Genomic DNA, 12,242 nt, shown 5'->3' on the forward strand with positions numbered 1-12,242 from the left:
TGTCCGTGGTTGAGGGAGAGTTGTCCGTGACGAGCATGTGGGGCGCGCCGCTGAGCGCGCGCTGGCGTGGATCACGCCGCCGCGATCCGCAACAGGCGCGCTTTCTGACCAGGGACTCATTGCGCTGGGTGCTGGCCAATCGCGCCTACACCCCGTGGTACCTGGTGCGTTATTACCGGCTGCTCAAATTCCGCCTGGCCAACCCGCACATCGTGCTGCGCGGCATGGTGTTCCTCGGCCGCAATGTGGAGATCCACGCGACGCCCGGTTTCGCGCGCATGGAGATCGGCCGCTGGGTGCACATCGGCGACGGCAACGCCCTGCGCTGCCACGAGGGTTCGCTGCGCATCGGCGACAAGGTGGTCTTCGGCAAGGACAACGTGGTCAACACCTACCTCGATATCGAGATCGGTGAATCGACCCTGGTCGCGGACTGGTGCTACATCTGCGACTTCGACCACAAGATGGACGACATCACCCTGCCCATCAAGGATCAGGGCATCGTGAAGAGCCCGGTACGGATCGGCCCCGACACCTGGATCGCGGCCAAGGTGACGGTGCTGCGCGATACCCGGGTGGGACGCGGGTGCGTGCTCGGTGCGCACGCGGTGGTGCGCGGGGAGGTCCCCGACTACAGCATCGCGGTCGGCGCGCCCGCCAAGGTCGTGAAGAACCGCAAGGTGGCCTGGGATGCCTGTGCCGAGGAGCGCGAGGCCTACCTGGCGGCCCTGGCCGACATCGAACGCAAGAAGAACGCGGCGGCGAACTAGCCTGGTTTCTGTCGGTGGGGCTGGGTACCGTCGGCGGCGTGGAGAGTTATGCGGCACTGCTGCGAGGGATCATGCCGTCCAACCCGAACATGCGTAACGACAAGTTGCGCGCAGTGTTCGAGGGGCTCGGTTTCGAGAACGTCGCGTCGGTCCTGGCGAGCGGCAACATCGTCTTCCGCACCGCCGACGACCCCGCCGATCTGGAAGACCGCATCCAGCAGGCCCTGGCCACCGAACTCGGTATCCCCGGCGGCACCATCATCCGCAGCCACCGCGAACTACGCGACCTGATCGACCGCGACCCCTTCGAAGGCCGCACCCACCAGCCCAGCACCTATCTCACGGTCACCTTCTTCAAAGACACCATGCGCGAAGCCGACACCACCGCCTTCGACACCGACCCCCTCACCCGAGTCATCGGCTACGACCCCGCAGCCCGAGCCTTCCTCACCGTCATAGACAACAGCGTCGGCAAAACCCCCGACTTCATGGCCCGCCTCGAAAAAACCTACGGCAAGAACATCACCACCCGAACCTGGCTGACAATCCAACGAGTGGTCAACAAAATGACCTGACACCTCGATCCGGACCGGTGACCACCAGGCTCTGGTGGTGACCGGTTCTCGGCCGATGTTCACCTCAGAGCCTGGTGATCAGTGGTCCAGCTCCGGGGAGGTGGGAGCGTGGGCGGTGCAGAGGAACGCGGTTCCGGCTCGGCCTATTCGGGTGATGACGAGGGTGTACGGGCGGGTGCCTCGAGGTTTGAGTTTTTTGCGTAGGGCGTCGGGGTCTACGTTTATGCCTCGGATGAGGATTTCCAGGGGGCCGCAGTCGCGGCGGGCCAGTTCTCGGCGCAGGGTTTTCTCGCGGAGGTCCAGGCGGTCTTCGATACGGAAGCCGCGCAGGCCGGCGGGGACGGTGTCGCCGGTGAGGTAGGCGATCTGGGGGTCCAGTTGCCAGAGGCCGTGTTTCGCGGCGTAGTGGCGGACCAGGCCGGCGCGGACGATGGCGCCGTCGGGGTCGATGATCCAGTCGCCGGGGGCGCGGTCGGGGATGTCGTCGGGGTCGGCGTCGGTGAAAGTGGTTGCGGCGCCGTGGGAGTCGAGGACGGTGGCGCGGCGGGTGACACCTGGACCGGACAAGCCCGGGGACCACAGGCAGGCTTCGCGGACGGCGCCGTCGAGGGAGACGATCTCGATCTCGCCCACCCAGCCGAGGCGGTCGAAATCCAGACCGGGTGCGGATTTCACGGCGATGTCGCGGCCCGCGTAGGCGCTGAGCAGGTCGGGTAGCGGGGGTTGGAGTTTGGCCGGGTCGTAGGTACGGCGGCCATCGGCGCGACGGGCCGGATCGGCGATGATCACGGTGTCGCGAGTGGTGGGCGTGAGGGCATCAGCCCTGGCCAACAGGATGTTCCGGTCGACCGGTCCGAGCCTCGGCGACGGTGCGACGCCGAGATTGTGGGCGGCCATCGCCAACCGCACCTCGTCGAGATCACTGCCGATCACCGCCGGGCACACCGCGGCCAGCTCGGCCAGCTCCGCACCGATCGAGCAGGTGACGTCGTGTACCGCGCGACCGGCCAACCGGGCAGCCCGGTGCTCGGCGACCAGCGCGGGCGTCGCCTGCTGCAGCGCGTCGTCGGTGAACAGCCACTCGTCGGCCGCAGGCAGTTTCACCTCGGCCTTACGGCGCAACCCCACCGTCTCGATCAGCGCCGCGGCCTGCTCGCCGAACAGGCGACGCACCCGCTCGATATCGCGCAGGTGCGTCGCGGACGTGAGCTCCAGCCGGTCCACCTCGGCGAGCGCGGCACGGCCTGCCGCGCTGCCGAGATGGGTGACGTCGTCGCGGCTGAAGCGGTAGCCCACCTACTTCTGCGCGTTGCCCGGCTTCACGCCGGTGATCATCGCGTTGTAGAAGAACTCGCGCGGCACGACCTTGCGCAGCACGTTCTCGTCGAGCCAGCTCAGGCCGAGCCAGGCGCGGTACTGCGCGAGGCGGTAGGGCATGGTGAGCTTCTCGTCGGGCACGGCGGCCTCGAAGGTACGCACCGGCCAGCCCCACAGGGCGGCGGCGAGTTCCTCGGTGGTGGCCCGCACATCGAGAGCACCCGCCGACTTCGCCATCTTCTCGAGATCGCTCGGGTCGAAGGTGTGCAAATCGACGACGGCCTCGAGGGCGGCGGCGCGGGAGGACTCGTCGAGCTCGGTCTGCGGGCGACGCCAACCGGACAGGAACGGCAGCTTGGTGATCTCGGTGGTCACCTTCCAGGTGGCCTGGCCGAGGCGGCGAGCGTAGATGTTGCCGATGGTGGTCGGTTCACCGGCGAAGACGAAACGCCCACCCGGCTTGAGGACGCGCAGGCACTCCTTCAGCGCCAGCTCCACGTCGGGGATGTGGTGCAGCACGGCGTGGCCGCACACCAGGTCGAAGGTGTCGTCGTCGTAGGGAATCGTTTCGGCGTCGGCGACGCGGCCGTCCACATCGAGCCCGAGGTGCTCGGCGTTGCGCAGCGCCACCTTGACCATGCCGGGCGAGAGGTCGGTGACCGAGCCGGTCTTGGCTATGCCGCCCTGCATCAGGTTGAGCAGGAAGAAGCCGGTGCCGCAGCCGAGTTCGAGTGCCCGTTCGTAGGGCAACGGGGCGGGGCCCACAGCCAGATCGAACCGGCCGCGGGCGTACGCGATACAGCGTTCGTCGTAGGAGATCGACCACTTGTCGTCGTAGGTCTCGGCTTCCCAGTCGTGATAGAGAACCTGGGCGAGCTTGGTGTCCTGGAGCGCTGCTGCGACCTCGGCCTCGGTGGCGTGCGGGTTCGGCGCCGGGTCATCGGGATGGACCGTCATAACTGTGCACCTTACCCGCCGGCCCGACGACCTCGCCGGGGCCGTCAACCTGACAATTCAGGCGTGCGGCGCTTCGTTCACCGACCGGTGAAAACGGCGCTGTTCGGACCCTCGGCCGCGAAGGCACGGGTACCGATTCGGGCGTCATCGGTGTCGAACAGCGCCGACCATTCGGTGACGGCGGTGGAATGCCCGTGCGGCCCCGCTTCGAAGACCGCTTTGGCGGCGGCGAGAGCGCGGGGAGCGGCGCTGACGAACTGTTCGGCCCAGCGGCGCGCGGCGGTGAGCACGTCGTCCGGGGCGACGACCTCGTCGACCAGACCCAGCTTCGCCGCCTCTTCGGCGTCGACGAAACGGCCGGTGTAGACCAGGTCCTTGGCGTGGCCGGCACCGATCAGCAGCGAGAGCCTGCGGATGCCCGACAGCGGGATCAGGCCCGCCTTGATCTGGGGCAGACCGAGCTTCACGTTGTCACCGACGATGCGGTGATCGGCGCCCAATGCCAACTCGAGCCCGGCGCCGAGGCAGTAGCCGGTGATCGCGGCGACCGTTGGCTGGGGCACCCGGGTGAGACAGCCGAGGGCGGCCTGCAGATCCGCGGCCAGCGCCGCGGCCTGACCGGCGTCGAGTTCGGCCAGTTCGGCCATTTCGTCGCCGGCGCTGAACACCCGCTCGTCGCCGTAGACGATCAGCGCGGCCACCCCGGGATGGCGGGCCACCGTGTCGGCCGCGGCGGCGATCTCCCTGGCCAGCTGGCTGTCGACGAGGTTGAGCGGCGCGCGGTCGATGCGCAGCAGCGCGACGCCACGCGCGGTCGGCTCAGCGGGCAGCTCGAGTGCAACGAATTCGGCCATGCGGCAAACCTACCGGCCGCCGAAACCGGCCTGCTGCGGGAGTTGCGCGAAATACCGGTCGTAGGCGGGGAAGTCCGACAGCGGTGTGCCGTCGGTGCCCGCGGAGTACCTGGGCATGATCGGCTCGATCGCCGGTTCGGCGGCCAGCACCGCGGCGGTGTCGGCGAATCCGCACAGCGCGTCGAGCTGCGACCAGGTGGGCGGCATCAGCACGTGCTCGCCCGCGCGCCAGCTCGCCAGTGCGTCCTGAGGCGTGCGCCACGCCACGTTCGCGGCCTCGGAGGTGGCGCCGTCGGCGATCTGGCCCTGCGGCAGCAGGGCGACGAAGAACCGGGTGTCGTAGCGGCGGGGTTCGGATTCGGGGGTGATCCAGTTCGACCAGGGCCGCAGCAGATCGGCGCGCAGCACGAGCCCCTCGGCCGCCAGGAACTCGGCCAATGACAGTTCGCGCCGCTCGAGCCGGCCTCTGGCGTCGCGATAGGTCGTCGAGTCGCAGACGACGGTGTCGGCGGTCGGACCGGCGAGCAACACCCCGCATTCCTCGAACGTCTCGCGCACGGCCGCGGCGACCAGTGCCTGGGCGGATTGCTCGTCGGTCGCGAAGCGCTCGGCCCACCACCCGGGTTCGGGCCCGGACCAGGCGATGTCGGCAACGCCGTCGGCGGCGTCGACACCACCGCCGGGGAACACGGTCACCCCCGCAGCGAAGGCCATCCCGCTCACCCGGCGCTGCAGGAACACCTCGATACCGGTCGCACCGTCACGCACCAGCATCACCGTCGAGGCGTCTCGCGCCCGGACCACGGACTCGCTCATAGTCGTTCCTCTCCACCACCGGATAGCCGCCTGACCAGCACACCGGTGCGGGTCGATGCGAGGATCGCCCGGTCTCGCGCCATTCGCCGCGGCCGATGTCCCGATCCTTACGCACCCTAACTGTTGCTTGGTTCACTGGGGAGGGGGTCTGCCCACGCCCCACTCCCGACTCGGTTGTGGGCCCTCCCTGTCCCGGTTGGAGGCTCACACCGGCTCCGCGGAAACAGGCACGGCCATGCCACGCGGCTCTCAGCGCGGCGGCGCTGACCCGACCCTCAGGCGCGGCGGTGCTGACCCGAGCGGCGTGCGCGCCGGGCGAACCAGCGGCCGTCGACCCGGTCCAACGCGATGGACTGACTGAACGCAGCGCTCAGGTTCTCGGCGGTGAGCACGTCCTCGAGCAGACCCTGACCCACCACCGCACCCTCCTTGAGCAGCAGGGCGTGGGTGAAGCCGGGTGGGATCTCCTCCACGTGGTGGGTGACCAGGACCATGGCGGGAGCGTCGGGGTCGGCGGCCAGGTCGCCCAGTCGCTCCACGAGTTCTTCGCGGCCGCCCAGGTCGAGGCCGGCGGCGGGTTCGTCGAGCAGCAGCAGTTCCGGGTCGGTCATCAGCGCGCGGGCGATGAGGACTCGCTTGCGTTCGCCTTCGGACAGGGTGCCGTAGGTGCGGTCGGAAAGGTGTTCGGCGCCCAGGGTTTCCAGCATGTCGACGGCACGTTCGGTGTCGATGTCGTCGTAGCGTTCCCGCCAGCGACCCAGCACGGCGTAACCGGCCGACACCACCAGGTCGCTGACCTTCTCGTCGACCGGGATGCGGCTGGCCACCGCCGCCGAGGACAGGCCGATGCGCGGACGCAGTTCGGCGACGTCGACACGACCGAGGGTCTCGCCCAACAGGTTCGCCGTGCCGGAGGTGGGGTGCACCTCCGCGGCGGCCATTCTCAGCAGCGAGGTCTTACCGGCACCGTTGGGGCCGAGGACCACCCAGCGTTCGTCGAGCTCGACCTGCCAACTGACCGGGCCGACGAGCGTTCGGCCCGAGCGGCGGATGGTGACGTCGGAGAAGTCGATGAGCAGATCGGGATCGGGTTGCGACACGCGCTCCATCTTGGCCCACATGGGCGCTCAGCGGAACGACCGGCCCGGGTCCGATTCGGCGGACCCGGGTGGCGGCGGTGTCCGCGCGGGTCCCACATCGCTGCGCAGCATCCGCGCGGCCAGCACCGACACCGGTACCGACACCGCGAGCCAGACGATCAGGATCACCACTATCGTCGTCATCACCTCGGAACCTCCTGCGCCTCGATGCGGTCACGGACTCGGTTACGTATACCCGTTGGCGACGTCGGCATACCCCGGCCGGGACGCGCGTCGCGAAAACCGCAACCGAACTGTCGAATTCGGCCCGCGCGTGTCGAAAGCCTCAGGACTGGGCGGGTACCGCGATCACCGTCATCGAACCGGGCGCCACCTCGGTGAAACCGGCGTCGCGCACCGCCACCGCGCGTCCCGCGGTGACCTCGGCCGACAACCGCGCCCACTGCTTGTCGTCGGCATCGCGTACCGCGCACCGGAATTCACGTTCGGCCCAGGCCGCGGCGACGGCCACCGGCAACGCACCGGCCAGCAGCATGCTCGCGTGCCCCACCTGGGCGGCCGCCTTGCCGACCGACATCTCCAGCCCCGAGTTCACCCACAACACCGGGCAACGCGGGTCCGGTTCCGGCGGTTCGTCGTGCGCGAGGTCGGTGCCGCCGATCTGCAGCCGGCGGATGCGCTGATCGATCTCGCCGACCGGGCCGGGCACGAAGGCGCGGGCCTGCGCGCCGTCGACCGCCACGGTGACTCCGTCGACCTCGGTGGCCGCGACCCACTGCGCGCCGCGCGCCCGCCGGGCCACCTTCCGGATCCGGGACCGCTTCCACGCCAGGTACCGCGATTCCCACTCCCCGCCCGGCCCCGAACGCGGGTCCAGGCACACCGCGACAGCCGCGCTCGCGGCGGCCGCGAGCAGCGCACTGCGGGCGGGTGGATCGACTTTCGGAATGTGCAGCACCATCTGCATGGCCTGCACCATCGCCGGGTCGTCGGGATCGCCGCTGCCGCCGTACCCGCGTGCCAACTCGGCATGCAGCAGCGCGAATTGAGCACCGCGCCGGGCGAACTCGGCCGCCTCGTCGCGGCTGTCCGCCTCGGTTTCCACGCTGCCCGGTTCCGCGCTGCTCACACCACACCCGATTCGATCGACGCCAATGCGAACCAGCCTAGCGAGCCGACCGGCCGGTCTCACGCTAGGAGACCCGCACCTCCAGCAAGAAGGTGGACTGCGGTTCCACCGGCGGTTCCACGGACCGACCGTAGGCGAATTCGACCGTGGTCGTGCCCGGCGCGACCGCGCGCAACGGCCATACCGTCGTCGCGTCGTCGGCCTCGGGTTTGCCCACGACGAGTATCCCGTCGTCGAGATTCACCGGTTCCCATTCCCGGTTCGACGCGGGATCCCGCGGCAACCGCACCCGCAGTTGCTGACCGACCTTCAACTCGACCGAACCACCGCCGGCCGACTGGTCCACGGTCACCGGCGGCTCCGTGGACGCGGGCGTGGGGTCGGGCAGAGTCAGGGTCGTCGAGGTGACCCGGTCGGGGGCCGGTTCGTCGTCACCGCAACCGGCGGCCAGACCGGCCACGGCGAGCCCGACGAGCAGAAACTTGCGCACGGAAATCTCCCAACGCCGAAGTTCGTCCTGCGCGCGAGATTACCCGTCGGGTCAGCGGCCGAGCAGCGGCACGCGGCGCACCCCACCGTCGCGGGCGTCGGCGGCTTCCACCTCGTCACGGGTGACGCCGAGGATGAACAACACCGCGTCCAGGTACGGATGCGACAGCGCCGTATCGGCCACCTCACGCAAGGCGGGCTTGGCATTGAACGCCACGCCCAGCCCGGCCGCGTTGAGCATGTCGATGTCGTTGGCGCCGTCGCCGACGGCCACCGTCTGTTCCATCGGCACGCCCGCCTCGGCGGCGAACTTGCGCAGCGCGGTCGCCTTGAACGCCCGGTCGACGATCTCGCCGAGCACCCGGCCGGTGAGCTTGCCGTCGACGATCTCGAGGGTGTTGGCCTGCACGAAATCCAGTTCCAGCTCGTGCGCGAGCGGCTCGATCACCTGCCGGAAACCGCCCGAGACCACACCGCAGCGGAAACCGAGCCTGCGCAGGGTGCGGATCGTGGTGCGCGCGCCCGGAGTGAGCTCGATGCGCTCGGCGACCTCGTCGATCACCGACTCGTCGAGTCCCTCGAGGGTGGCGACGCGCTGGCGCAGCGATTCGGCGAAATCGAGCTCGCCGCGCATGGCGGCCTCGGTGACCTCACGGACCTGTTCCTCGACACCGGCGTGGGCGGCCAGCATCTCGATGACCTCACCCTGGATCAGGGTGGAGTCCACGTCGAACACGATGAGCCGCTTGGCACGGCGAGCCAGCCCCGCCCGCTCCACGGCGATGTCGACCTGTTCGGCGACGGCCACATCGGCCAGCGCGGTACGCAGCCGCGCATCGGTGTCGGCCCCGGCGTCGGCGGCCGACACCAGCAGCTCCATGCCGGTCACCGGGTAGTCGGCGATGCCGCGAATGGTGTCGATGTTGGCGCCGAGCCCGGCGAGCAGCCGCGAGATGGCGCTGAAGGCGTGCGCGGTGACGGGGGCGCCGAGCACCACCACGGCGTGCGTCGGCATCGGCGGCTTGCCGATCTGCGCGTCGACCGACACGTCGACCTGCATGCCGACGGTGTTCATCGCCTCTTCGAGCTCGTCCTGCAACGCCTCGGGGTCGTTGGGGCACGACACCAGCACCCCGAGGGTGAGGCGGCCCCTGATGACCACCTGTTCCACGTCGAGCAGGCTCACCTGGTGCCGGGACAACGCCGCCAGCAGCACGGAGGTGACGCCCGGTCGGTCGGGGCCGGTGACGGTCACGAGAACTGTGGTGTCGGCCAAGTCGATCTGCTCCGTTCGTATACCCACAAAAAGAGTGTGCACCTGCTGGTCACCCAGCAGGTGCACACCCTGGTCGTTCGGTGGTTCCTTACTTCTTGGTCAGCACGGGTTCGTCGGCGTGGGCGTTGTGCTTGCCCGAGCCCCAGCCCACGTGCGCTTCGGCCTTCATACGCTCGACCATGTGCGGGTAGTGCAGCTCGAAGGCCGGGCGCTCCGAACGGATGCGCGGCAGCTCGTAGAAGTTGTGCCGCGGCGGCGGGCAGGAGGTGGCCCACTCGAGGGAGTTGCCGTAACCCCACGGGTCGTCGACCGTGACGACCTCGCCGTAGCGGTAGCTCTTGAAGGTGTTCCACACGAACGGCAGCATCGAGGCGCCGAGGATGAACGCGCCGATGGTGGAGATGGTGTTCAGCGTGGTGAAACCGTCGCTGGGCAGGTAGTCGGCGTAGCGACGCGGCATGCCCTCGGCGCCCAGCCAGTGCTGCACCAGGAAGGTGGTGTGGAAGCCGATGAAGGTGGCCCAGAAGTGCCACTTCGCGAGCCGCTCGTCCATCATGCGGCCGGTGATCTTCGGGAACCAGAAGTAGATACCGGCGAAGGTGGCGAACACGATGGTGCCGAAGAGCACGTAGTGGAAGTGCGCGACGACGAAGTACGAGTCGGTGACGTGGAAGTCCAGCGGCGGCGAGGCCAGGATGACACCCGACAGACCGCCGAAGAGGAAGGTCACCAGGAAGCCGATCGACCACAGCATCGGTGATTCGAAGGTCAACTGCCCCTTCCACATGGTGCCGATCCAGTTGAAGAACTTCACACCGGTCGGGACCGCGATGAGGAAGGTCATGAAGGAGAAGTACGGCAGCAGCACGGCGCCGGTGGCGTACATGTGGTGGGCCCACACGGCGATGGACAGCGCGGCGATACCGAGGGTCGCGTAGACCAGCGTTGTGTAGCCGAAGATCGGCTTACGGCTGAACACCGGGAAGATCTCGGACACGATGCCGAAGAACGGCAGCGCGATGATGTAGACCTCGGGGTGGCCGAAGAACCAGAACAGGTGCTGGTAGAGCAGGATGCCGCCGGTGGCCGGGTCGTAGATGTGGCCACCCAGGTGGCGGTCGTAGGCCAGGCCGAACAGGGCCGCGGTGAGCAGCGGGAAGGCCAGCAGCACGAGCACCGAGGTCACCGCGATGTTCCAGGTGAAGATCGGCATGCGGAACATCGTCATACCGGGTGCGCGCAGGCAGACCACGGTGGTGAGCATGTTGACACCACCGAGGATGGTGCCCAGACCGGAGACGGCCAGACCCAGGATCCACAGGTCGGTGCCGACACCGGGCGAGTGCAGGATGTCGGTGAGCGGCACGTAGGCCGTCCAGCCGAAGTCCGCGGCGCCACCGGGGGTCACGAAGCCCGCGGTCGCCATCGAGGCGCCGAACAGGTACAGCCAGTAGCTGAACGCGTTCAGTCGCGGGAAGGCGACGTCGGGGGCGCCGATCTGCAGCGGCAGGATGATGTTGGCGAAGCCGAACACGATCGCGGTCGCGTAGAACAGCAGCATGATCGTGCCGTGCATGGTGAACAGCTGGTTGAACTGTTCGGGCGAGAGGAACTGCAGACCCGGACGGGCGAGCTCGCCACGCATGAGCAGCGCCATGAGGCCGCCGATCATGAAGAAGCTGGTCGCCGTCACCAGGTACATGGTGCCGAGCACCTTGGGGTCGGTGGTGGTGACCGCCTTGTAGAGGAACGAGCCCTTCGGCCCGGTCCGAGCCGGATACGGTCGAGTCGCTTCCAACTGAGGGACTGGCCTGGGCTCTACCGCAGTCACTGATCCTCCTGAAGATGCCTGTACGTCACTCGCAGAGCCGACCGCGCCTCGATGAAGTGCAGCAGACATGCGTTGGTGAGAATCGTAAACCGTGCTGCCGCAGCATTCCGCGCGGGTCCTACTCTGTGTCGTATTCGGCGCGCCGTAGACGACAGCCGTCATCTTTCCCCGCAGGTCGGACGGGTGCAACGGTTGGGCGCGATGACTTCTGGCGCTCCGGCGCGTCTGGACTACCAACGGTGCGCGCTCCTGACACCGTCGCTGTCGAGCCATCCCTTCGAAAGAGGAGTCGTCATGTCCTTCACACCCCAGCCCGGTGACCCCACCTGGGCCGACCTCTACACCCGCGATCTCGACCGCGCCGTCGCCTTCTACGGCGAACTGTTCGGCTGGACCGCCGAACGCGGCGGCCCGGAATTCGGTGGGTACACCACCTTCAGCAAGGACGGCGCCGCCGTCGCGGGCGCGATGAGCCGGCGCGAAGACGCGGACGATCCGTACCCCGACCGCTGGAGCGTCTACCTGAACTCCGCCGACGCGGCGGCGACCACGGCCGCGGCGCGGGCGGCGGGCGGTCAGGTGTTCGTCGAGCCGATGGAGATCCCCGGGACGGGAACGATGGCGATGCTGGCCGATGTGGGCGGCATCGGCGTCGGCGTCTGGCAGGCCGGGCCCTTCCCCGGTTTCGGCGCCATCGGCACCGTCGCCGACGGGGTGTGGCGCGATGCCGCGGGCCTGCCGTCGTGGTTCGAGCTCACCACGCCCGCCTACGACGCATCGCTGAGCTTCTACCGCGAGGTCTTCGGCTGGCACGACACCTTCACCGTCGCCGACACCGGCGAGTTCCGCTACACCACCCTGCACGCCACCTCCCCCATGCTCGGCGGCGTGCTGGCGGCCCACGAGGAACTGGCCGAGGGCGTCCCGGGTGCGTGGTCGATCTACTTCGGCAGCGACGACGTGGACAAGACGGCAGCCGCGGCCGTCTCCCTCGGTGGGCGCATGGTCCTCGAGCCGATGGACACGCCGTATGGCCGCGTGGCGGGTCTGGCGGATCCGACGGGCGCCCACTTCAGCATCGGCGGGACAGCCGGATAACGTCCCGGGGGCGGTCGCGTGTCGCATCCG

At 68.8% G+C, this 12,242-nt stretch carries 13 protein-coding genes; 3 read left to right on the forward strand and 10 right to left on the reverse strand.

Annotated features, from left to right (window positions below; all coding sequences use genetic code 11):
• Positions 1-26: 26 nt before the first annotated feature.
• Both ACFO5K_RS12940 and ACFO5K_RS12945 read left to right on the forward strand, forming a co-directional pair.
• The gene (locus ACFO5K_RS12940) at positions 27-770 is read left to right on the forward strand and encodes an acyltransferase (RefSeq protein ID WP_378560977.1); all 744 of its coding nucleotides are present in this window, start codon (positions 27-29) and stop codon (positions 768-770) included.
• Between the two features lie 38 nt (positions 771-808).
• The gene (locus ACFO5K_RS12945) at positions 809-1,345 is read left to right on the forward strand and encodes a DUF1697 domain-containing protein (protein ID WP_378560980.1); all 537 of its coding nucleotides are present in this window, start codon (positions 809-811) and stop codon (positions 1,343-1,345) included.
• Positions 1,346-1,423: 78 nt separating this feature from the next.
• Here the strand turns inward: ACFO5K_RS12945 and ACFO5K_RS12950 are convergent, their stop codons facing one another.
• The 10 genes from ACFO5K_RS12950 to ctaD all read right to left on the reverse strand — a co-directional run bounded on the left by ACFO5K_RS12950 (position 1,424) and on the right by ctaD (position 11,114).
• The gene (locus ACFO5K_RS12950) at positions 1,424-2,641 is read right to left on the reverse strand and encodes a THUMP-like domain-containing protein (protein ID WP_378560983.1); all 1,218 of its coding nucleotides are present in this window, start codon (positions 2,639-2,641) and stop codon (positions 1,424-1,426) included.
• A complete protein-coding gene (locus ACFO5K_RS12955; protein ID WP_378560986.1) occupies positions 2,642-3,619 on the reverse strand; it encodes a class I SAM-dependent methyltransferase in 978 nt (325 codons plus the stop codon). It abuts the gene before it with no gap.
• Between the two features lie 77 nt (positions 3,620-3,696).
• Positions 3,697-4,473 carry an enoyl-CoA hydratase-related protein gene (locus ACFO5K_RS12960; RefSeq protein WP_378560989.1) on the reverse strand — a complete coding sequence of 259 codons (777 nt, stop codon included), beginning with the start codon at positions 4,471-4,473 and terminating at the stop codon, positions 3,697-3,699.
• 9 nt (positions 4,474-4,482) lie between these two features.
• Complete coding sequence (locus ACFO5K_RS12965) at positions 4,483-5,289, reverse strand: NUDIX hydrolase (RefSeq protein WP_378560992.1); 807 nt, start codon at positions 5,287-5,289, stop codon at positions 4,483-4,485.
• 275 nt (positions 5,290-5,564) lie between these two features.
• Entirely contained in the window at positions 5,565-6,398 is an 834-nt protein-coding gene (locus tag ACFO5K_RS12970; RefSeq protein ID WP_378560995.1) for an ABC transporter ATP-binding protein, read from the reverse strand.
• Positions 6,399-6,416: 18 nt separating this feature from the next.
• Positions 6,417-6,572 carry a hypothetical protein gene (locus ACFO5K_RS12975; protein WP_378560998.1) on the reverse strand — a complete coding sequence of 52 codons (156 nt, stop codon included), beginning with the start codon at positions 6,570-6,572 and terminating at the stop codon, positions 6,417-6,419.
• 142 nt (positions 6,573-6,714) lie between these two features.
• Positions 6,715-7,518, reverse strand: a complete 804-nt coding sequence (locus tag ACFO5K_RS12980; RefSeq protein WP_378561001.1) for an aminoacyl-tRNA hydrolase — start codon at positions 7,516-7,518, stop codon at positions 6,715-6,717.
• A 64-nt stretch (positions 7,519-7,582) separates the two neighbouring features.
• Positions 7,583-8,008 carry a protease inhibitor I42 family protein gene (locus ACFO5K_RS12985; protein WP_378561004.1) on the reverse strand — a complete coding sequence of 142 codons (426 nt, stop codon included), beginning with the start codon at positions 8,006-8,008 and terminating at the stop codon, positions 7,583-7,585.
• A 51-nt stretch (positions 8,009-8,059) separates the two neighbouring features.
• Complete coding sequence (gene serB / locus ACFO5K_RS12990; protein WP_378563787.1) at positions 8,060-9,289, reverse strand: phosphoserine phosphatase SerB; 1,230 nt, start codon at positions 9,287-9,289, stop codon at positions 8,060-8,062.
• Between the two features lie 82 nt (positions 9,290-9,371).
• On the reverse strand, positions 9,372-11,114 hold the full coding sequence (gene ctaD / locus ACFO5K_RS12995) for an aa3-type cytochrome oxidase subunit I (protein ID WP_378561007.1): 1,743 nt from the start codon (positions 11,112-11,114) through the stop codon (positions 9,372-9,374).
• A 294-nt stretch (positions 11,115-11,408) separates the two neighbouring features.
• Here ctaD and ACFO5K_RS13000 point away from each other — a divergent pair, with 294 nt between their 5' ends.
• On the forward strand, positions 11,409-12,212 hold the full coding sequence (locus ACFO5K_RS13000) for a VOC family protein (protein WP_378561010.1): 804 nt from the start codon (positions 11,409-11,411) through the stop codon (positions 12,210-12,212).
• The last annotated feature ends 30 nt before the right edge of the window (positions 12,213-12,242 follow it).

This window comes from Nocardia halotolerans (assembly GCF_042650145.1).
GTDB classification, from domain to species: Bacteria; Actinomycetota; Actinomycetes; order Mycobacteriales; family Mycobacteriaceae; genus Nocardia; species Nocardia halotolerans.